Origin of the sequence: Herminiimonas aquatilis (assembly GCF_042665175.1) — a bacterium.
In the GTDB taxonomy this organism is placed as follows: domain Bacteria; phylum Pseudomonadota; class Gammaproteobacteria; order Burkholderiales; family Burkholderiaceae_D; genus Oxalicibacterium; species Oxalicibacterium aquatilis.
On the sequence record NZ_JBHTCC010000004.1, the window covers coordinates 177467 to 198719 of the forward strand.

Here is a 21253-nt window from a genome sequence, read left to right on the forward strand (position 1 = left end):
GAGCAGAAACGCTTATCGTTTTACCAAGCCGGCTGCTTCGAGTCTGGCCCAGATGACGGCTTTTTCAGCCTCGTCGTAAATGATCCAGTTAATTACTTCGTCAAAAGTACGGCCGCAGCCTTTGCAAATTTCATCGCCATGCGAAGTTGAGCAATAACCGGCGCAAGGAGAATCCGGTCGCAACACGTCTTTGCGCGGCTGGGCAGGCGCATCATTTGCCAACTTGTTTGAAGGATGATCTGAAGCCAGATCTACTGAATTGTCTATGTGGCTCATACCCAAAGTGTCTGTGATTCTGTCGATAGAACCAACATTGTCCACCAAACCGGCAAAAATTACTGTGCTTGCACAATAAAGTCGGTCAGCAGCACTTCTTCGATATTTCGGGTATTTAATGCGGTATTGGCCGCATCGCGCAGCGTAGTTTGCACGTAACTGATGCCTTCCGGTTCACGCAAACGCTTGGGATCGACATTCGCCAATGCGCCCTGCAATGCAAAATTCAATTCTTTTTTATGATTGGCCAGCCAGTCCGCATCTTCCTTGCGCGTCTGTACTGCGATGGTCGCCTTGATGGAAAACTCTGTGCTGCGCACCACCACCGGCCCGAAGCTGGCATAGGTAGACGGCGACACTGGACGGGCACTGTACGAAAAATACAGCCAAACCGACAACAAGCCGATCAAGACAATGGCAAAAGCGCCACCGATGATGATGACATTCGTATCGACTTGCCTGGCTTTGGCCATGATGATGCCCGGAGTGGTTGAATTGCCGGTAGTTTAACCGATGTTTCCGGGAGAACACTCAAATTTATTTCCGCAAGGAAATAAATTTGAGTCATTCATACCGTCACGCCAAGCGGTTCGGCGTTATGCCATTGTTACCACGCTCCAGCCTGTCTTCCAGTTCGCCTATGTGCGCCGCAACGGTATTGCCGGATTGCTCGATAGCTGTGGCAATGCCCGTATCCAGGCGATCCAGACGATCGAGCACGGTACCGCGCAATTCCAGGTTCTGCTTGTCGATGGCGCGCATTTCCAATTCAACGAACTGACGCAGCTCCGTGTAACGCGATGCCTCGGCCTGATCGGCGCGTTCACGCTGCACTTGCAGTTCTTTGGTATGGCGACGCGATTCCAGCAAGGAGTAAGACTGCAACTGGATAAACAATGCCAGAAAAAATGCCGCCAGCAAGGCCGTTAACCCGAGCATGACCAAGCCTAGCGGAGCCTGCACGGTCGCAACTCCCAACCAAAGGTCAGTCGGCGTATTGAAGGTGGTCCAATTCAATGCAGCCAAGGTCGCGATCGCGGCCAGAATGATGACGAATAACAATGTGCGAATTTGCATGATGTGCGCGCTTTCAATGTGAGGTTCAAGAAGTGAGGGCTCGCCGCAACAAGTTTGATACACAACGCACGGCAAAAGCAGGACATCAGATGGAGTAAAGATTGTCTCGCATGCTGTGAGAATTGTTTGTACGGCAACGCACAGTGGGAATGTGCAGGGTCTCTTATGCTGAGGTCACGACGCTCAAGCTTGTCTTGAACTCGCCAACAGATTTAGCGCTTGCTCGCACTATAACTATTACAAGGAAAAATCATGGCTATCGGAACAATCCTGCTCATCGTATTGATATTGATCCTGGTCGGCGCCCTGCCAACCTGGGGACATAGTCGGAGCTGGGGTTACGCTCCCAGCGGCATTACCGGCTTGCTTGTCGTCATCCTGCTCATCATGCTGATCACCGGACGAATTTGACCGACTAAATTTGATCGAATCCGCATCACCGCAACTTGGAAACATGGCGCAATGCATGTGTATGCTGCGCCATGTTTTGTTTCAATTCTAAAATCCTCAGCTAATGCATGACATCGACGTTCTGTCGCTGTCGTCATCCCTGCGTCTTGCAACTCATTCTCATTGCGTAATACTGTCCGTCAAACGCTGTCAGCAGTGATGGCAGAAAACCCTATTTATTCATATAAATCAAATAAATTAATGTGCGTTTTTGTCACGCGAACCAAGAAATTTCCTTTGCTTTTGGTTGCTTAATGTAACATTCCCTCTACAATTAGTTACCCTAGAAAAATAATCAAACGGAGCGACCTTTATGAAATTTACATCTTTGTTGGCAATGATATTGCTGGCGGCCGGCATTAATTCCGCTGCGGCACAAGATCTTGTCCTTGCAGTTAACGAAGGTGTAACTTATCAGGACGGCGGCCCCGCTAGTGAGCGCTACAAACCCTTGCTGCAATTGCTGTCGAAAGAACTCAAGCAGAACATCAAATTGCAATCCGTAGACAAATATTCAGTCTTTGAAAAAGGCCTGGCCGAAGGCAAGTTCGATCTTGCATTCATACACCCGGCCCATGTCGGTTTGCTGGCCGTCAAAAAGAATGGTTACGAAGGTCTGGTAACCGCCAAAGGATTTACCGATTACCGTGCACGTGTATTGGTGGCAAGCACCTCACCTTTTAAGTCGATGCAGGATCTGCGCGGCAAAAAAATCGGAGTGCCATCAGTCGAGTCGATTACCACAGTCATGTTTACTGCTAACCTGCGTGAACTGAACTTCCCCCAACCGGAAAAATTATTCACCGCCACCCGCTATCAGGATGCGGTGCCATTCATGATCGAAAACGGTTTTGTTGAAGCGGGAGTCACCGGTTCTGCCGGCGTAGCAAAGGCATGGGTTGCCAAAGGCGGTCGCATCCTTGCAGAAACCAAGCCTATGCCAATCAAGCAATTCCTTGCATCGAAGAAGCTCAGCGAATCCGATAGAGAAAAACTCAAAAGCCTGTTGCTCAACCTGTCAGAAAATGAAGCCGGCAGAAATGCATTATCCAAAATCGGCATGACCGGCTTCGTGCCGTGGAATGCACAAGTAATGGATGAAGCAGCGGCCAGACTCGGCCTGTAAGAATCGGCAAGCGCTCTCATGCGCTTACCCTCCCTAACGCATTGCTTCTGCAATGCGTTTTTTTCACCCCAAAATTCCAACTTACGCCGAGCCCGGTTTTCGGCATGCTTATATTTGAAATTTTCCATCCAGAACAGCTTATGAAACTGACCTCTCTTTTAGCAACGACCCTGCTGGTCGCCAGCATCACTTCTGCTTACGCGCAAGATCTTGTCCTTGCTGTCAACGAAGGTGTCACATATCAGGACGGTGGCCCTGCAAGCGAACGTTACAAGCCCCTGTTGCAATTGCTTGCGAAAGAACTCAAGCAAAACGTGAAACTGCAAAGCGTAGATAGCACGAACTTTGCGAAAGGCCTGGCGGAAAGCAAATTTGACATCGCCTTCATACACGCGGCACATATCGGTCTGCAGGCAGTCAAGAAGAATGACTATGAAGGTCTGGCCAGCGCCAAGGGCTTTACCGATTATCGTGCCCGCATACTCGTATCCAATGCATCACCGCTGAAAACCATGCAGGATCTGCGCGGCAAAAAAATCGGTGTGCCATCGCTGGATTCAATTACCACGGTGATGTTTACTGCCAATCTGCGCGAACTGAATTTCCAGCAACCTGAAAAATTCTTTACCGCCACTCGCTATCAGGATGCAGTGCCGTTCATGATCGAAAACGGTTTTGTTGAGGCTGGTGTCACTGGGTCTGCAGCAGTCGCAAAAGCATGGGTCGCCAAAGGTGGGCGCGTCCTGGCTGAAACTAAACCGATTCCAGTAAAACAATTCCTCGCATCGAAGAAGCTCAGCGAATCCGATAGAGAAAAACTCAAAAACCTGTTGCTCAACTTGTCTGAAAATGAAGCTGGTAAAAATGCATTGTCCAAAATAGGCATGACCGGCTTTGTTCCCTGGAATACGCAAGTGATGGATGAAGCGACTAAGCGTCTGGGCCTGTAATCAAGAACTTGACTGTGGTATCACCTGCCCACGCCTCGCTTTCAGCGGGGCGTTTTTCTTCCTGTCCTTATTTAAAGCGGCTTCATGAGCCAGCAATTCCGACAGCAACATTAACACGTGACTTTTAAAGACGGTAGCCTTATACTGTTTTTTTATACAGTACTTCGTATTTCCGTCGGGCTGCTCCCCCTCCCTGCTTCATTGTGCAGCCCGACTCTTTCCTTCCTTTCCAAGAATCCTTTCATCTGATCCATGACGTGGCAGATAGCAGTTATAGCCACGTATGGCTTGCCTATAATTAATTTTTAGATCAAAGTAGCGCCCAGTTTTGAAATACCTGGCTCGGGGTCCTGCGCGGAAAAACATGCGCGGGTGAGAGATACCCGTTGAACCTGATTGAGGTAATCCTCGCGCAGGAAAGCATGCGATCAATCGCCGTCCTCCACGGCGCAGAACCGGCTGACCTGCCATCCTTTTGAAAGAAGATGATGGCATTAACAAACAATCCCGTTGCAGCAAGCAATACCGCCTTCATAGCGATTCCGGCTGCAGAACGGGTATTCTCGTTCCGCGATCACGCTGCGCTTTGGTTCAGCCTGGGCGTTGGCTTGCTTGTCATGCAGATCGGCGCCTTCCTTGGCACTGCGCTCGGTACACAAACTGCATTGTTTGCGATCATTGCAGGTTCGCTATTGGGTGCTGCGCTGCTCGGCTGGGTCGCGTACATCGGATTCCAGCGCGGCTTGTCCAGCCCGATCTTGATGTGCCAGACTCTTGGCACCTCTTTCGCAAAATTGCCTGTCATCCTGAATATCATTCAATTGATAGGCTGGTCTGCATTTGAACTGGTCGTCATGCGCGACGGTACGACAGCACTGATTAAAGGTACTACCGGCATCGATGCCGCGTGGATTCCCTATATCACGGCAATTTTCTGGGGCTTGTTACTGGTAGCACTCGCTACCGGCTCCATGATCGGCCTAGTCCGGCGCTTTGTAGGTCGCTACGGCCTGCCACTGGTTATCCTGTCGCTGATCTGGCTCACCTACCAATTCTTCCTGAAAGCACAGGCACAAGGTCTGGATGCGATCTGGAACAGGGCTGGCGATGGTTCCATGAGCACACTCGCGGGCATAGATCTGGTGATGGCGATGCCGGTTTCGTGGTTGCCGCTGGTCGCCGATTTTGCCCGTTACGGCAAGGCAGGAGCAAGCACCTTCCGCGGCACGTGGCTGGGTTTTGCCATAGCGAATATATGGTGCCATGCGCTCGGTGTATTGATCGTCAGCACATCCAACCCGGGCGCAGACCTGATGACGACTTTATTATTGGCGCAAGGCGGTTTGATTGCGTTGGGGTTGATACTGATTGATGAAATGGATAACGCCTACGGCGATGTGTATTCCGGTTCGGTTTCGCTCAACTTTCTGAATGGAAAATTCACAATACGCTTTTGGGGAATTGCACTTGCGTTGGTCGCTACCGGCTGTGCACTGATACTGCCGATGCACGGACTGGAACCGTTTTTGCTGACACTCAGTTCGGTATTCGTCCCCTTGTTCGGCGTGGTCATTTCGCAATTGGCGAAACAGGGACGCGCAACCGATAAAGCCGTGAATATCGTGCCGGTTGCGATCTGGTTAATCGGCATCACAGCCTTCCACATCTGCCCTATGCTGTGGCCGCAAGTCGGTTCTGCGCTTCCTAGTCTGGCCATCACGCTGCTGCTGGGAACCATGTATCGGATTACACGCGCACCTGCTGTGCAATCCGCGTAACGAACCTCGGGCGAACGGTTGATGGCATGCTGCATCAACCGCAGTCAACTATCGCGCTTCGACCTGGGACTTGTTCCAACCGCCGCCGAGCGCCTTGAAGACATCGGTGGTGCCGGTCAGGCGCAGCAACTTCAGTTGCGTTAATCTATCCTCAGCCGTGAACAAGGTCCGCTGTGCATCGAGCAAGCTGTTCAAGTCATCCGCACCTTCGCGATAGCGCAACTCGGACAAGCTCAATGCACGCAAGGCTTCTTTCCTGATCTCGATCTGCGATTGTTCCTGATCGCGATTGCGCGTCGCATTGCCGAGCGCATCGTCCACTTCTTTCAAAGCAGTATAGACAGTGCGGCGATAGCTTTCCGCCAATTGACGGCGCGTGGATTCATTGGTTTCGACTTGCAGGCGCAGACGATTGCCATCGAACAGCGTTTGCACTATCGATGCGGCGATGCCTATGCTGTAAGTCGGATCACCCAGCGCCAGCAAGGCCGCACTTGAATTGCCGGCAGCGCCTGTCAGCGAAATCGTCGGCAACAAGGCTGCGCGTGCGGCAGCGACATTGGCGGAACCAGCCAGCAGTTGCGCTTCCACGCTCGCAACATCGGGACGGCGTGTGATCAGCGTCGATGGCAGGCCGGCGCTGACTTCAGGAATGGCCAACGTATCCAGACTGCGGGCTGCCACTTGCAAAGCCTGCGGCTGACGACCCAGCAGAATTGCCAGGGCGCTGACGGTTTGTCGCTCCTGCACCTGTAGCGGCAAGATGGTGGCGCGTTGTGCCAATACCGTGCTGCGTTGACGGCTGACATCCAGTGCAGAAGCCGCACCGAAACGATAACGCGCCTCAACGATGGCAAACAACTTTTCTGCAATCGCCAGATTTTCCTGCGCTACCTGCAACTGCATGCGCAAGGCAAGGGTCTGGAAGTAGGCATTTGCCACACCGGTGGTCAGTGTCAAACGCACGGTTTCCAGGTCATAGCGAGTCGCGTTTAGCGATGCATTCGCGCTGCGTGTCACCGCTGCCACGCGCCCCCATACATCCACTTCGTAATTGATGCTGAGCGCAACCCCGGTCGCTTCACTTCTGCTCCAGCCGCTGCCATTCGGCCCCGGCTTGACCTGGCCGGTATCGGTGCTGGCGCTCACAGTCAACAAGGGGAATAACGATGCTCCGGCACTGCGTGCAGCGATTTCCGCTTGCGTTACGCGCTCTGCTGCAATGATCAGGTCCGGACTGCCGGCCAGCGATTGATCGATCAATCCAGACAATTCCGCAGAGCCAAACCCGCGCCACCAGTCGCGTTGCAACTCCACACCGGCAGGTGCCGCCTCGGCCCATGTGGCGGGAATTTCCACATCAGGCTTGCTGGCATCGATGTTGTGCGCGCAAGCACTGAGTGCGAACACAACAGCGACTGCCAGCGCGAGACGCGTGCGTCGAAAATTGAAGCGGCTTGTATGTAAACGTGAAGTCATGACTGTCATTTCATTCTGCCGACAACGCGACCACAGGATCGAGTTGCGCAGCTTTCTTGGCGGGTAAATAACCGAACAGCAAGCCCGTCATGAACGCGCAACCGAATGCGAGCAAGACCGGCGCTGCCGAATATTGAATAGGGGTGCCGAATGCCGCAATCACGGCGGCCGTCGCCAAACCGAAGAGGACGCCGATGGCGCCACCAATGGCAGAAACCACCACTGCTTCAATCAGGAACTGTTGCATGATATTGCTCTCACGCGCACCGGTCGCCATGCGTATGCCTATCTCGCGTGTCCGTTCCGTCACCGACACCAGCATGATGTTCATCACGCCGATACCGCCAACCAGCAAGGAGATCGCAGCGATCGAACCGAGCAGTATCGTCAGCGTATTTTGAGTCTGCTCCATCGCCTCCATGATGGAGGCCATATTGCGGATTTGGTAGTCGACGGTACCGTGGCGTTCCAGCAAAAGCTTGTCGACTTCTTCCTGCGTCTCGTCAATGCGATCCACGTCTTCAACAGCGACTGTCACATTGCGCAAGTAACGTTGTCCCGACAAACGCAGACTGCTGGTGGAGTAAGGAACAAATACCACATCGTCCTGATCCGATCCCATCGGCGATGCGCCCTTCTCGGACATCACGCCCACTACCTGGAACAGCAGATTGTTGATCAGCACGAATTCGCCGATAGGATTTTGGTCGCCAAATAATGCTGTGGACGTAGTCTTGCCGAGCACTGCGACAGTCGCATAACTGGTTTCGTCTTCTTCACTGAAGAAGGTGCCTTGCGCAACCGGCCATTGGCGCGCGAGGGGAAACTTGGCAGACGTGCCGGTCACACTGGTGGCCGTATCCGACGTACCAAAACGCAAGGTGACGCTACTGCTCTGCTCCGGAATCGCTGCCAGTATATTCGGCAATTCATCAATCGCCTTTACGTCGTCCACCACCAATGTCGCCGTGCCGCTGAACCCGCGTTGATTCGGTGCCCCTGGCCGCACCAGCAGCAAGTTGGACCCCATCGCACTGATGCGTTCGACCACTGCCGCCTTGGCGCCATCACCGATCGCCAGCATCGCGATCACGGATGCAACGCCGATCACGATGCCAAGCAAGGTCAGTACCGAACGGAAAAAATTCGCCCGCAAGGAACGCAGCGCCATCTTTGCTGCTTCGACCATATCGGTCAGTCGTGATCCCACGCCCGCGACAACAGGACGTACAAAATCCGTCTGCAAGGGTGATGGGTGCGCCGGGCCAGGATCAGACAGAATATGACCGTCCTTGATTTCGATCAGGCGCTGCGCATGATCAGCCACCTCTTTTGCATGGGTAATCAACAAAACCGTATGGCCCCGTGACGACAGATCCGCCAGCAGTTTCATCACATCTTGACCGCTCTTGCTATCGAGTGCACCGGTCGGTTCATCGGCCAGAATGATGCGGCCGCCGTTCATTAACGCGCGGGAAATTGATACACGTTGCTGCTGACCGCCGGACAATTGATTCGGTCTGTGATGGGAGCGTTCGGCCAGGCCCAATTCGTTGAGCAAAGCCTGCGCGCGCGCATGCCGCTCAGCCGGTGGCAAGCCGGAATACATGGCTGGCACTTCCACGTTTTCTGCAGCGCTGGCCGACGCGATCAAGTTATAGCTCTGGAATACGAAACCGAAATCATCGCGTCGCAATAGAGCGCGCTCATCGCGACCGAAGCCGGAAACGTCGCGTCCCATGAAGTGATAGCTGCCGGTGGTCGGTCTGTCCAGACAGCCGAGAATATTCATCAGCGTGGATTTGCCGGAGCCGGATGCACCCATGATGGCAACAAACTCGCCTTCATAGATTTTCAAATCGATGCCGTGCAACACTTCGACTTCAAGGCCGCCGTTGCGATAGGTCTTGGTTACGCCGCGCAACTCGATTAACGGAATCTCATCGGCGTCACGGCGATTGGTTTCCGCAATCTGTACAACGGCTGGATCAAACTCTTTATTCATCAACGACCCCGACCGGAGCTGGCTGCACCCATGCCAGGCGGCATACCGGCAGCTCCGGACGTACCTTGCGCGCGCTTGCCGGACGCTGCCAATTTGACGCCTATGATGACGGTATCACCTTCGGCTAATCCACTGACCACCTGCATCTGCACGCGATTGGTTACACCCAGCTCCACTTTACGTTGCTCGATCTTGCCATCCTTGTCGATGATCTTGACCGTCCCGCTACGGGGTGTACGGGTTGTGCTTTGCTCGGCGAAGCCACTGGTAGATGCAGAAGCCGTTGGGGGACTGCCAATATTGGACGTCGCGGCAAGCGGATCGATCTTGTCGGCCGCAGCGGATTTTGTGCTGCCGGCTCCGGATTTTGCATTGGCGGCAGATTGATCACTCTGCGCCAAGGCCGAGTCGCCTGATTTGCCAGCAGCTTCACGCAATTCGCGACGTTTCTCACGCATGGCAGCGCGCTCTTCCGGCGACATCTTTTCAAATGCAGCACGACGTTCTTCCGGCGTCAGACCGGAAAGCGATGAATCACTTGTCGCAGTGCCTGGCTGCTGATCTTTTGTCGCAACTGCAGTGTTTGCAGCGCTCTTGGCTGTTTTAGCATCGGCAGATTTCGCGTCAGTCGATTTAGCTGTATTTTCACCGCGCTCGCGTTTGCCGGCTGCGCTGCCGGCACCACGCGAGATGGTCACGGCAGCAGTCGGCACCAGCAATACATCTTTCGCCGTCGCAGCAATAAAGAATACCTGCGTGGTCATATTTGGCATCAATACCTGATTGTTGTTGGGAACATCGAACAGTGCGTTGTACAACACAACGTTGTTGGTGACAGTCGGTGTCGGCTCGATCTTGCGCAAGGCGCCATACCAGCGTCGACCCTGGCTACCCAGCGTGGTGAAATACACTTCCATGCCTTTGCTCAGCTTGCCGACTTCGGCTTCCGACACCTGCGTCTGCACGGTCATCGTCGACAGATCGGCAATCCGCAAAATGGTCGGCGCATTTTGATTGGCATTCAGCGTCTGCCCCTGACGTGCTGTCAGCGACACGACAGTGCCTGCCATCGGTGCGTAAATTTTTGCGTAGTTGAGATTGGCTTCATCCGCACGCAGGGTCGATTGCGTTTGCTCTATCTGTGCTTGCAATGCATCGATTTGCGCTTTGGCTGCACGCAGGGTCGCTTCTGCGGTCTGCAGCGCTTCTGCTGTGGTCGCATCCGCTGCCATCAAGTTCTTTTGCCGGGTAAATTGCAAATTGGCCAGTACCAGGTTGGATTCGCGTTCCTTCATCGTCGCCTGTTGATTGCGCAAACCTGCGCGCCGCGCATCCACTGTCGCACGAAACACTGTCGGGTCGATCTCCGCCAGCAGATCGCCTTCTTTCACTACCGAGCCCACTTCGATATGCAGTTTTTTCAATTGCCCCGAGACCTGTGCACCGACATCCACATATTCCAGTGGTTGCACGGTGCCGGTCGCCGTCACCAGATCCTGAATATCGCCACGCTGGACTTCTGCGACCTGATAAATTTCAAGCGGATCTTTCTTCGCGTAAAACTTGTGCCATCCCCAGTAACCGGCGGCGGCAAGCAGCACGATCAACACACCCAGCAAGGTATTACGGTGCAAGGCTCGTTGGCGCAAAGCGGAGAGGAAAGAGGAGAAAGACTTCATAGACAATGGCATTCAGAGTGTGGGGTTATTCAATCAGGCAACTGGGCAAAGCAAGATCGCATTCATCTTGGGCAGCGCACATGTGTGGCGCTTCCAAGCCATCTATTCAAGCATGCTGCATGAAACTGGCTGGCTATCCGGATGCTGCAAGGGAATGGCTGGCAACGTCGTAAAACGTTTGGTAGGTGGTAACGATAGCGAGTCCGCCTGTCTTAATCAAGCGAATCCCTGCTTCTGCAAGGTAAAGAATTGTGAAGAAGATATAAGGCTGGATACCGATGCGGATTGCACCGCTGGCAAATATGCATAGTGACTGATCGTAGATAAAAAAATGGCGCCGATGTTTAAACAAACATCCAGCGCCATTTTGTACTCGCTGCCATCAATGCAGCAAAATCAGGATTCGTTCGAATCAATTAGCCTGCACAGATTCGATGGAAATGAAGGCTTAGCCACGGTCCACAAATGCGCGTTCGATCACATAGTCACCCGGTTGACCAATACCGGCGGACACCTCAAAGCCCAACTTGTCGAGTCGCGCTGCAGTATCTTTCAACATGTCGGGGCTGCCGCAAATCATCGCACGGTCAGTCAATGGATCGAGCGCAGGAATACCGAGGTCATTACACATTTTGCCGGTTTCGATCGCGGTCGTGATACGACCTTCATTGACGAAAGCTTCACGCGTCACGGTTGGGTAGTACAGCAACTTGGCAGCGATTTCCTCGCCCAAACCTTCGATCTCCAGCAATTCCTTGCCGATGTAATCCTTGTAAGCCAGTTCGCTCACCAGACGCACACCGTGGACCAGAATGATTTGGTCGAAACGTTCATATGCTTCCGGATCACGAATGATGCTCATGAAAGGTGCCAGGCCGGTGCCGCTACCGAACAGGAACAGGCGCTTGGCCGGCAACAGATCCGACATCACCAGCGTACCGGTAGGTTTGCGGCCGACCAGCAGTTCGTCGCCCACTTTAAGGTTTTGCAAATGCTTGGTGAGTGCCCCGTCCTGCACCTTGATCGACAAGAATTCCAGATGCTCTTCCCATGATGGGCTAGCGATACTGTAGGCGCGCAGCACGTTCTTGCCGTCGATAGGCAAACCGATCATGACGAAGTGACCGCTTTCAAAGCGAAAACTTGGCTCACGCGTCGTGGTGAAGGAAAACAGCGTGTCGTTCCAGTGATGAACGGTCAAAATCTTAACGGTGTCAAAAGCGGCCATAAAATCAATACATCCTAAATATCAAATCGTCGTAAACATAAATACGAAAAACCGCGAAAACCGCACACCCGCGGGACAGCAATCTGTGGGCGTGTGCCACTGGCGCCCCATGTTTCCAAAAGGAAAAGAGCGCGTATTTTACCAGCCGGGACTGAACTGTCGCAGGTATCAGGCCAGTGAGCAGATACGCTGCAGTGGTGGACTTTCATCGGCGCAAATAGCGAACTACTTGAGAACTATTCTCATTATAGCGTGAGCCTTAAAGCTCGGCAACAATTGCCCGTCAGGATACCTGAGTGATGCGAGAGGACAATGACGGAATTCTCATTTGCTTATAACCGGAGCGCTTATAGAAATTATTAGGAGCCGATGTGGGCGTTTCATCAAATGGTAATAAAACGGTAATCAAGTTGTCATAAGTGCTACGCATAATCCGGCAATTTATTCGGAGACAACAAAATGCGTTTCAGCCATCCGCAACTGCGCCCGCTTCCACTTGTGCTTGCGCTGCAAGCCATTTTTAGTCTGCCTTCATATGCCGCCGACTTCAGCGTCACTACCGGCACGACCGTCACCACTGCACAGTCGCTCACCGCCAATATCGGCATAGTCCAGCAAGGTGGCACGCTGACAACTTCTGGGGGTGCAACAGCGGTCACCGTCAATGCCGGTACATCGACGCTCACTAATTCAGGCACGATCAGTCAAACTGGAAGCGGACGCACAATTGACGCAAACACCGGCACACCCATATTCACGCTCACCAACAACCTGGGTGGGCTCATCACCGCGACGGGCGGCGAAGTCATTCGCTTGAACCGCGCTGCAGGCAGCTATCTGATTGAAAATCAGGGCACGATTTGGCAGACCAGCACAACGCCGGGTGGCAGCCGCGCCATCAAGGCCGATGCGAACTTCACCTCCACTGATAACAAAATTATCAACGGCTCGATCAATAACACAACTGCGGTCATTCGCTCTGACGCCAATGATGCCATTCGTCTGGGAAGCAATTTCACGCTGACCAACTATGGAAATATATTCTCTACCGGAATCGTAAATACGAGTTGCCCGGACTATCTGCCGGCAGGTGGACATCCCTGCACCAACGACTATTCGGCAGCTGATGGCGTCGCTATTGAAAACAGTCGCTCCAACGTCGCCATACTTAACTACGGCACCATCACCGGCCCGCGTCATGGCATCGATGGTGGCGACCCGGTTGCTGCAGTTGCTGATTCGGACATGATCGGTGTAGAACGCCTTATCGTGACATCCACGGCCTCAAACGGCGTGACTTTCGACAAGGTCGTCGGCGGAGTCACCACGTCGAATGTGAAAATTGATAACCCGGTCATTATCAATTATGCGGGCGGTGTACTGACCGGCAACAACGGTTCCGGTGTGGGGCTGGATGGCCATGGCGTCGTCATCAATTACGGCACCATCACAGGGAACTATGCGGGTGCCGGCAAGGTATATGACCACGAAGGGCTAGGACTCACTACCAGCAATGGCGACGGTGACGGCGTAGATATCGATGGTGTAGCTTATATTGAAAATTTCGGCCGCATCCAGGGCTTGGGCGCCGGTGGTCTGGATTCCGGCGGTAACCCAAATGGTGCAGATGGCATTGCTGCCGGTGGTGGCACCATCATCAATCGTGCAGGCGCGACAATCTACGGTCAATCCAAAGGCATTCTCATTGACAATGGCTCAGACGGCATGTTGACGACAACTATCGCTGGAATAACAACGGTAACCAACGAGAGTGAAACGATAAAGGGGCGCGGCACAATCAATACTGATGGCACAGCAGCGGCCACTGGTGCAGCCGCCATCATAGTCAACTACGGAACAATTACCGGCGAGAAGAAAGTCGCCGTCGGTCTGATCGGCAACTTCAACGACACACTGACCAACGATGCAACCGGCATTATCAATGGCGGTGCAGATGCCATGCGCCTCGGCGAAAACAACAGCACAGTTGCAGGTGCCGCCATCCAGATGGGCGCAGGCGACGATACCCTGATCAACGATGGTCGCATTGAAGGCAAGAACGGTCTTGCGATCGACATGGGTACTGGTAACGACACCGTGCGTCTGCTTGGCGGTTCAGTGATCGGCGCTGTCGATGGCGGAACGGGCACGAATACTTTGGAAACCAATGGCACACAAAATTTTACCGAAGGTAATCTGCGTAACTTCCAAGTCATCACCGTTCTCGGCGGCAATCTGCGCGTCAACGGAGCATTCACTACTACCAATCTCACCGTCAATGGCACTTTGCAAGCACCGGACAGCGGGGCCTTTCGCACGGTCAGTGTTGCGGGAAATTATGTGCAAGCAGCGGGCGGCATACTCGAAGCACGCGTAGGCGCAAACGGTGCGAGCGATAAACTTGCAGTGACAAGCACGGCAACGCTGACAGATGGTGCAACCATACGTCCTGTGTTGAATGGCTATGTAAGCGATGGTGCAACATTTACCCTGCTCAACGCAGGTACACTCAGCGCGACTGCCGCCAACCTGACGCTGAATAGCACTTCAACCTTCCTGACCTATACGCTGGTCAAAGATGGTAACGACCTGAAACTCGTCGCACATCGCCAACAAAGTCTGGCCTCCATGGCACCACAAAACGGTAGCGCATTCACCAGCGGCCTGGAAACCATGCTGAGCACAGGTTCACAATCCAGTGTCAATCTGTTGAATGCGCTGGAATCATTGCCCAATGCAGCAGCAGTCAGCAGAGCTGTCTCGCAACTGGCACCAGCTACCAATGCCGCTGCACAATCCGCAGCCAGCGCCGCACAGGGCAGCGTGTTCTCCGCGTTCGACAATCGCATCGATAGTGCACGCGGCGGCAGTCCGCTGGCCATGGGCAAGACCGGTTTGGCGGGCGGTGACTCCGTTGGGAATCGCTTTTGGTTGCAAGGTCTGGCGGCCATTGCCACACAGGATGCACGCAAAGGTGCAAACGGTTACGACCTCGATGCACAAGGCGTCGCGGCTGGCTATGAGTACGATCTGAACGCTCGCGACATGGTCGGTTTCTCTGGCGGCTATACGCAAGCTGGCAGCGACGGCAAGGATAGCGGTGCTGGCGATGATACCGATGTCAAATCGATCCACGTCGGCGCGTACTTCAGTCGTACCGATGCCAGCTACACGCTGGATGCCGGTGTCGCAGTTTCTGCCAACCGTTACTCCAGCCAACGCACGGTCACCATTCCTGGCTTTGCCGAAACTGTAAATGGCAAGTACTCAGGCTACCAGGTTGGCGCGCGTGTCGAATACGGTATTCCGTTTGCACTGGATGAAAAATGGAGCGGTCGCTGGTTAATTGGTGCGCGTCTTGGCCACCTCGATAACGGCGCGTATTCAGAAAGCGGCGGTGCCTCTGCGCAAAACATTGGCAGCGCAAGTGCCAACTCGGTACAAAGCGTGTTCGGCATGGAGTTCGTCAACCGCTTGAGTACCTCCTCCAGTGCGACACTGCGTGCGCGTTACCTGCATGAGTTTGCAGATACGCCAGAGGTCAATGCAAGCTTCGCGAGCGGCGGGCCATCCTTCCGCCTGGACGGCGTGCAGCCCGGTCGCGATGCATTGCAATTGGGATTCGGTTATCGCAATGTGACCGCACAAGGTACGACGATTGCAATTGGCTACGATATGGAAATCAAGGATAAATATCTAGGTCATCAATTGACTGCGAAAGCAATCTGGAACTTCTGATGCGGCTGATATCGATCACCGGCCGCATGCGGTGATCGACACCCGGCAGAGTCACGAGCTCTGCCGGGGCATCATTCGGATAAACACGCAAAAAATCCTTCAGCAACAAGGTTGGCACGACCTGGTCGTCGGCTCCCGTTACATGCATCTGCGGTAGACGCATCAATTTTTCTCTGACAGACAAAACATCAAGCGAACCAGTCAATGGTGACACTTGGTGATATACAGTCCACGCCGCATGATCAAGTGGCGCAGCCACGGTAACCAGCAATGCAACGTCATTGCGTCGTGCCGCAATCAAGCTTGCCATCACGCCGCCGCCAGAATATCCGGCGATAGCAATCCGATCTGCATGCGTAGTATGTCTGGCCTCGTCAATCGCCACATTCAAACGCGTTACCCATTTCTCAGAAAAGCGCGCACCGGTCCAGTCATCGATAGAACAAGCTTGAAGCTCGGCGGACGATAAAAACTGGCAAGGCCGCGCAAGATACAGCACGTTCCGTCTTGAGATATTTTGTGCCAGACGCCACCCCACTGCGTCGACAGGCGTAGGGTCTTGCGAGGGTTCGCGCATATTCAACCAGGCGCGGCCGTCCCCTTCAATCATGACCCACAGGACCGACGATGTTGTGTGCGGCAGACGACCGTCATTTTGCGGCGTACGCAGCATTCCGACTACCGGAGGTGCAGCACCAAAACGCAGCTCTGCAAATCCGGATGTAGCCGCCTCTTGCTGCACAGTGTGATATCGACCAACCGTAGAACTCGCACACCCGGCAACCAATACGACCGCCATCAGTATCACGGCCGAACAGATCGAAGCCTGCCTTGCCTGTTTGAGTCGTATCACTATCCCATGCTCCGTCTAATGCTGTACCAAGGTTGACGATAATGTTTAGGTCAGCAACGATGCAAGGAAATTTCGCACTGCGCGACGCCGGAAGTTATACAACACATCATCGGACAAATCCACTGTGAGTATCGCTCGCTTCAAGATAGCTGAACAAATAAAAACCGGCCTGCGCCGGTGTATTTTTGGGATGAAACAGAGCGAAAAAATTAATGGGGATTTAGTCTGGCAATCAGTAACTCGCGCAAGTCCTTGAACGCGAGCGGTCGGCTGATGAAATAACCCTGTCCTTCATCGCAGCCATTTTCTTTCAGGAATGAAAAGTGTTCCTGCTTCTCTATACCCTCGGCAATCACTTTGATTTTCAGGCCATGCGCCAGCGCGATGATGGTTTGCGCAATGATCGCATCACCCTGATCGCTGTCGCAATTGAAGATAAAGGATTGATCAATCTTCAAGCGATCGATAGGAAAGCGCTTCAAATAAGCCAGGCTGGAAAAGCCAGTACCGAAATCATCCAGCGATAATTGAATCCCCATCTCGTTGAGGCTGTTCAAGATCACCACGACTTCTTCGACGTTGTGCATCACCATGCTTTCGGTAACTTCCAGCTCGAGGTAAGACGGATCGAGCCCCGTGGCTTCGATTACCGCCCGAACCGTGTCGACAAAATCCTTGTCGCCTATCTGACGCGCCGACAAATTGACAGCCACGCGTATCGGCGGCAAGCCTTCTTTCTGCAATTGAAGATTATGTTTGCAGGCGGTTTCCAGTACCCAGATCCCAATTGGAATAATCAAGCCATTGCACTCGGCCATCGGGATAAATTCCATCGGCGAAATCAGTCCGCGTTTTGGATGCTGCCAGCGAATAAGTGCTTCCATGCCGATGACCGAACCGTCACGAAAATCGATTTGCGGCTGATAAACAAGGAACAGTTCATTGTTCGTCATCGCATGCCACAAATCATTTTCCAGCGACAGCCGTTCGCCGGTCGTCGCGTTCATTTCCTTCGTGTAGAACTGGAAGTTGTTGCGGCCATTCGATTTAGCGCGGTACATCGCCGCATCGGCATTGGCCAACAGGGATTCCGAATCCTCCCCATCCTCGGGAAAGCGCGCAACCCCCATGCTGCAAGTAACCACAAGCTCTTTACCGCGAATCAACATCGGTTTAACCAGCTCACACTGAATGCGCTGCATCACCGATAAATTACTATCGCCTGGACTCTGATTCGTCAGCAGCAGCACGAACTCATCGCCGCCTATGCGCGCTACCGTATCGCCATCACGTATGCAGGTTTGCAGGCGGGTGCCGACATTGGCAATCAATTCATCACCTGCACCGTGCCCCATACTGTCGTTGACCAGCTTGAAGTTATCCAGATCTATAAACACCAGACTCAGGACCTGATCATTACGCCGCGCCTGTATCAAGGCCTGCTGGGTACGTTCATTTAGCAGATTACGATTGGCGAGTCCCGTCAGCGTGTCGTAGTTGGCCTGATGTTCAAGATCTTCCTGATAACGCTTGATCTGCGTCACGTCATACAACACACCGACAAAATGTCCTGCGGTACTGCCGTCCTTGGTTTCACTCACCGGGGCGATATATAGTTCGTTGAGGAACATGCTGCCGTCCTTGTGATAATTGCGCAGCAGTACGGACGCAGGACGCTGTTCGCGGATTGCCGCACGGAGCTTTCCAAGTTCGGGCTGATCGGTATCTGTCCCCTGCAGGAAGCGGCAATTGCGGCCGATCGCCTCCTCGCTTGAATAACCGGTAATCGTTTCAAACGCACCATTGACATAAATCAGCGGCATGCCCGGTGCCGAGGTATCGACGATCACGATAGGATTGACGCAGGCTTCGATCGCGCGTGTACGCAGTAACAAATCCTGCTCAACCTTCATCCGCTCCGTGACTTCAATGGCGATACCGCCTATGTGCTGTGAATTGCTGTTTTCACCAACCAGCGGGAATTTCGTCGATAACCAATACGTGACGCCGGATGGCATCGACATCACTTCGACTTCCTGCAGTGCGGTACCGGCGTTCCGTACCCGCGTTTCCATTTCGCGCAATTTGTATGCAACGTCGACAGGCACCAATTCGGTATCCAGCTTGCCGATGGAATATCCCTTCTCTACATTGAATGCCTTGTCGAGACCATGATTGCAATACAGATAGCGACCATCCTTGTCCTTGATGAAGGCTGCACCAGGCAGATTCTCCATGAAGGTACGGAACATCATGTTGCTTTCCAATAGCTCCGTCTCGATGCGACGCCGCGCATCCCTTTGTTCGACGTGTTCCATCGCACGCGCGACCGCGCTCGGCAATCGCGACAGATTGGTCTTGATGACGTAATCACTGGCACCGAGCTTCAGTGATTCAATCGCCAATTCTTCGCCTATGCGTCCCGATACAAAGATGAAAGGCGTGTCCGGCAGTTCCTGCCTCACCACCTTGAGCGCAGACAGTCCGTCAAAATGCGGCATGGAAAAATCCGACAAGACGACATCCGGCTTGAAGTCGATCAGCTCATGCCGCAACTCCTTCTCGGTTTCGACCCGTCTGGCCTGATGTTGAATGCCACCGCGCTTCAACTCGCGTAAAGCGAGTTCAGCATCGGTCGGCGTATCTTCCACCATGAGGATTTTAATCATTAGCCTGTCTCGACATCAGATTGAATTATCTTGCTCCGGGAATTCTATTCAGGATCGCCCAATAGAAACCCGCCTTGGAAACCTCTTCAAAAAACTTGTCCGACTCCACCGGCTTGACGATGTAACTGTTCACGCCATGCTCGTAGCAACGCACAATGTCCGGCTCTTCTGCACTGGAAGTCAGCATGATGACCGGAATCATCTTGGTCGCATCGGTAGTCTTGATCAGCTTCAATACTTCCAGTCCATTGACCTTCGGCATCTTCAGATCCAGCATGATCAGGGTCGGGTCACCGGTAACCCGATCAGCGAAATCACCGCCACGAAAAATGTAATCCAGCGCTTCCTGACCATCCTTGACCCAGGTGATATTGTTGACGAGGCCCACTTTCTTGAGCGCACGCAAGGTCATCTCGGCATCGGTGGGCGTGTCTTCTGCGAGCAGAATATGCACCGGTTGCATATCTTCATTCATGCGGCGGCCTCCTTCGGTAAGCTGAAATTAAAAATCGTATATTCGTCCGGCTTGCTCTCGGCCCAGATGCGTCCACCGTGGCGTACGATGACGCGCTGTGCAATCGCCAAACCGACGCCGGTTCCGGGAAACTCGTTTTCCGTATGCAGCCGCTGGAAGACGCCGAACAACTTGTTATAGAAGCGCATATCAAAACCGACACCGTTATCGCGCACGCTAAACACCACTTCGTGTTCGTTCTGCTTCGCCGTGATTTCAATCAATTGTTCATCTTTCTTGCTGCTGTACTTGACGGCATTTGCCAGCAGATTCATCAACACCTGCCGCAACAGCGCGCGATCACCCCAGGCAGCCGGCAAATTCGCCTTCTTCAAGGGCAATGCAGTCCTGGAGCTGGCACACACTTCCGACCAGACCTCATCGACCAGCGCATTCATGTCGACCTTCATCGTATCGACCGGCTTGCGTCCCATGCGCGAGAAAGCCAGCAAATCATCAATCAACTGCCCCATCTTTTTGCTACTGGCGCGAATGACCGACAACAAACGCCGCCCTTCATCGTCCAGACGATCGGCAAAGTCTTCTTCAAACATGCGCGAATAACCGTCGATCGCACGCAAGGGAGAACGCAGATCGTGCGAGACCGAATAGCTGAAGCTCTCCAGCTCCTTGTTCGTAAGTTCCAGCTGCGCCGCCGTCTTCTCTATTGCGCGTTGCGCACCTTTGCGGTGTTTGATTTCCAGCATGATCAGCCACAGCGCAGAAAGCAGCAGTGCAATCGCCACTACATTACCAAGCAGAATCCAAAGCTTGGTAGAGCTTGCTTTGGCCTGTACGAGCCGTGCGCGCTCACCCAATAACTTGTCTTCAACGGCGATCATGTAGTCAGCATGCCCACGTAACTGCAACATAGCCTGCCTGCCAGTGCCCCCTACCAAATCCATCGTTTCGTCAAGACTGACTTTGTCGCGATCAGCCAGCATGTCTATACCCAAACGCAAGGACCGCATACGTAAGTCGATTAATTCCTCGAGAATATCAATCGATTTTTTTTGATCTGGATTGTCTCTGGTCAAATACCTCAGTTTGCTGATCTCATCAGGCAGTTTCATGACGACGTCATGATGCTCTTGCAGAAACGATTCGTTAGAAGTAATCAGGTATCCGCGTTGCGCAGATTCGGCATCCTTTACATCTGATGCGACCTGATTGATTTGTTGAATGACGAGATGGGTATGCTCGACCGCCTTGGCACTATTTTCAAACTGATCGACGCTGTTAAACGTCACGAACGAAATCAGCACGAGCAGGCACAGAGCGATGGCCAGCCCCAGCTTCGTAACCCATTCCTTCTTGATCATTTGACTTGATCGGGAATCCTCAGACATTTCCATACTTGTCGGCTTATTTTTATCCGGACTAACGTAAAAAACCGCCGTCCAAGACATATTCTCAGGAAATGAAACCACT

General features: G+C 53.2%; 16 protein-coding genes and 1 riboswitch. Of the genes, 5 read left to right on the forward strand and 11 right to left on the reverse strand.

Annotated elements, in window-relative coordinates:
* Nucleotides 1-12: 12 nt before the first annotated feature.
* From ACFQO0_RS15470 to ACFQO0_RS15480, 3 genes are all read right to left on the reverse strand, one after another.
* Entirely contained in the window at nt 13-276 is a 264-nt protein-coding gene (locus ACFQO0_RS15470) for a DUF1289 domain-containing protein (protein ID WP_382236383.1), read from the reverse strand.
* 59 nt (nt 277-335) lie between these two features.
* Nucleotides 336-749, reverse strand: a complete 414-nt coding sequence (locus ACFQO0_RS15475) for a flagellar basal body-associated FliL family protein (protein ID WP_382236385.1) — start codon at nt 747-749, stop codon at nt 336-338.
* A 103-nt stretch (nt 750-852) separates the two neighbouring features.
* Nucleotides 853-1353, reverse strand: coding sequence for a LapA family protein (locus ACFQO0_RS15480; RefSeq protein ID WP_382236388.1), 501 nt, complete (start codon nt 1351-1353; stop codon nt 853-855).
* Between the two features lie 252 nt (nt 1354-1605).
* On the opposite strand from ACFQO0_RS15480, the gene ACFQO0_RS15485 reads away from it, so the two are divergent.
* The 4 genes from ACFQO0_RS15485 to ACFQO0_RS15500 all read left to right on the forward strand — a co-directional run bounded on the left by ACFQO0_RS15485 (nt 1606) and on the right by ACFQO0_RS15500 (nt 5657).
* Nucleotides 1606-1764: a DUF3309 family protein gene (locus ACFQO0_RS15485; RefSeq protein ID WP_382236391.1), complete on the forward strand. Its 159-nt coding sequence runs from the start codon at nt 1606-1608 to the stop codon at nt 1762-1764.
* Between the two features lie 352 nt (nt 1765-2116).
* The gene (locus ACFQO0_RS15490) at nt 2117-2929 is read left to right on the forward strand and encodes a phosphate/phosphite/phosphonate ABC transporter substrate-binding protein (RefSeq protein WP_382236394.1); all 813 of its coding nucleotides are present in this window, start codon (nt 2117-2119) and stop codon (nt 2927-2929) included.
* 140 nt (nt 2930-3069) lie between these two features.
* Nucleotides 3070-3879, forward strand: a complete 810-nt coding sequence (locus tag ACFQO0_RS15495) for a phosphate/phosphite/phosphonate ABC transporter substrate-binding protein (protein ID WP_382236397.1) — start codon at nt 3070-3072, stop codon at nt 3877-3879.
* Between the two features lie 333 nt (nt 3880-4212).
* A riboswitch (TPP riboswitch) is annotated at nt 4213-4315 on the forward strand.
* A 52-nt stretch (nt 4316-4367) separates the two neighbouring features.
* A complete protein-coding gene (locus ACFQO0_RS15500; protein ID WP_382236526.1) occupies nt 4368-5657 on the forward strand; it encodes a purine-cytosine permease family protein in 1290 nt (429 codons plus the stop codon).
* A 48-nt stretch (nt 5658-5705) separates the two neighbouring features.
* Here ACFQO0_RS15500 and ACFQO0_RS15505 read toward each other — a convergent pair whose 3' ends face one another.
* The 4 genes from ACFQO0_RS15505 to ACFQO0_RS15520 form a co-directional block, all read right to left on the reverse strand.
* Nucleotides 5706-7136, reverse strand: coding sequence for an efflux transporter outer membrane subunit (locus ACFQO0_RS15505; protein WP_382236400.1), 1431 nt, complete (start codon nt 7134-7136; stop codon nt 5706-5708).
* Between the two features lie 10 nt (nt 7137-7146).
* Nucleotides 7147-9141 carry a MacB family efflux pump subunit gene (locus tag ACFQO0_RS15510; RefSeq protein ID WP_382236403.1) on the reverse strand — a complete coding sequence of 665 codons (1995 nt, stop codon included), beginning with the start codon at nt 9139-9141 and terminating at the stop codon, nt 7147-7149.
* Nucleotides 9141-10820, reverse strand: a complete 1680-nt coding sequence (locus ACFQO0_RS15515) for an efflux RND transporter periplasmic adaptor subunit (protein WP_382236405.1) — start codon at nt 10818-10820, stop codon at nt 9141-9143. The genes ACFQO0_RS15510 and ACFQO0_RS15515 overlap by 1 nt, the downstream gene beginning before the upstream one ends.
* 448 nt (nt 10821-11268) lie before the next feature.
* Nucleotides 11269-12048, reverse strand: a complete 780-nt coding sequence (locus tag ACFQO0_RS15520) for a ferredoxin--NADP reductase (RefSeq protein WP_382236408.1) — start codon at nt 12046-12048, stop codon at nt 11269-11271.
* A gap of 459 nt (nt 12049-12507) precedes the next feature.
* Here ACFQO0_RS15520 and ACFQO0_RS15525 point away from each other — a divergent pair, with 459 nt between their 5' ends.
* Nucleotides 12508-15786 carry an autotransporter outer membrane beta-barrel domain-containing protein gene (locus ACFQO0_RS15525; protein WP_382236411.1) on the forward strand — a complete coding sequence of 1093 codons (3279 nt, stop codon included), beginning with the start codon at nt 12508-12510 and terminating at the stop codon, nt 15784-15786.
* On the opposite strand, the gene ACFQO0_RS15530 is transcribed toward ACFQO0_RS15525, so the two are convergent.
* The 4 genes from ACFQO0_RS15530 to ACFQO0_RS15545 all read right to left on the reverse strand — a co-directional run bounded on the left by ACFQO0_RS15530 (nt 15731) and on the right by ACFQO0_RS15545 (nt 21171).
* Nucleotides 15731-16639 (reverse strand): alpha/beta hydrolase family protein, encoded by a 909-nt coding sequence (locus ACFQO0_RS15530; protein WP_382236414.1) that lies wholly within the window; start codon nt 16637-16639, stop codon nt 15731-15733. The two genes, ACFQO0_RS15525 and ACFQO0_RS15530, sit on opposite strands and share 56 nt — an antisense overlap.
* Nucleotides 16640-16848: 209 nt before the next feature.
* Nucleotides 16849-19308 (reverse strand): EAL domain-containing protein, encoded by a 2460-nt coding sequence (locus tag ACFQO0_RS15535; protein ID WP_382236417.1) that lies wholly within the window; start codon nt 19306-19308, stop codon nt 16849-16851.
* A 25-nt stretch (nt 19309-19333) separates the two neighbouring features.
* Nucleotides 19334-19783, reverse strand: coding sequence for a response regulator (locus ACFQO0_RS15540; protein WP_382236420.1), 450 nt, complete (start codon nt 19781-19783; stop codon nt 19334-19336).
* A complete protein-coding gene (locus ACFQO0_RS15545; protein WP_382236423.1) occupies nt 19780-21171 on the reverse strand; it encodes a sensor histidine kinase in 1392 nt (463 codons plus the stop codon). Before ACFQO0_RS15545 ends, ACFQO0_RS15540 begins: the two co-directional genes overlap by 4 nt.
* Nucleotides 21172-21253 lie beyond the last annotated feature (82 nt).

Bases quoted from the DNA above. Each gene is read 5' to 3' on its own strand.
- ACFQO0_RS15490 (WP_382236394.1), top strand. From the start codon at position 2,117: ATGAAATTTACATCTTTGTTGGCAATGATATTGCTGGCGGCCGGCATT.
- ACFQO0_RS15485 (WP_382236391.1), top strand. From the start codon at position 1,606: ATGGCTATCGGAACAATCCTGCTCATCGTATTGATATTGATCCTGGTC.
- ACFQO0_RS15535 (WP_382236417.1), bottom strand. From the start codon at position 19,308: ATGATTAAAATCCTCATGGTGGAAGATACGCCGACCGATGCTGAACTC.
- ACFQO0_RS15520 (WP_382236408.1), bottom strand. From the start codon at position 12,048: ATGGCCGCTTTTGACACCGTTAAGATTTTGACCGTTCATCACTGGAAC.
- ACFQO0_RS15480 (WP_382236388.1), bottom strand. From the start codon at position 1,353: ATGCAAATTCGCACATTGTTATTCGTCATCATTCTGGCCGCGATCGCG.
- ACFQO0_RS15540 (WP_382236420.1), bottom strand. From the start codon at position 19,783: ATGAATGAAGATATGCAACCGGTGCATATTCTGCTCGCAGAAGACACG.
- ACFQO0_RS15525 (WP_382236411.1), top strand. From the start codon at position 12,508: ATGCGTTTCAGCCATCCGCAACTGCGCCCGCTTCCACTTGTGCTTGCG.
- ACFQO0_RS15505 (WP_382236400.1), bottom strand. From the start codon at position 7,136: ATGACTTCACGTTTACATACAAGCCGCTTCAATTTTCGACGCACGCGT.
- ACFQO0_RS15545 (WP_382236423.1), bottom strand. From the start codon at position 21,171: ATGTCTGAGGATTCCCGATCAAGTCAAATGATCAAGAAGGAATGGGTT.
- ACFQO0_RS15515 (WP_382236405.1), bottom strand. From the start codon at position 10,820: ATGAAGTCTTTCTCCTCTTTCCTCTCCGCTTTGCGCCAACGAGCCTTG.
- ACFQO0_RS15470 (WP_382236383.1), bottom strand. From the start codon at position 276: ATGAGCCACATAGACAATTCAGTAGATCTGGCTTCAGATCATCCTTCA.
- ACFQO0_RS15510 (WP_382236403.1), bottom strand. From the start codon at position 9,141: ATGAATAAAGAGTTTGATCCAGCCGTTGTACAGATTGCGGAAACCAAT.
- ACFQO0_RS15475 (WP_382236385.1), bottom strand. From the start codon at position 749: ATGGCCAAAGCCAGGCAAGTCGATACGAATGTCATCATCATCGGTGGC.
- ACFQO0_RS15500 (WP_382236526.1), top strand. From the start codon at position 4,368: ATGGCATTAACAAACAATCCCGTTGCAGCAAGCAATACCGCCTTCATA.
- ACFQO0_RS15495 (WP_382236397.1), top strand. From the start codon at position 3,070: ATGAAACTGACCTCTCTTTTAGCAACGACCCTGCTGGTCGCCAGCATC.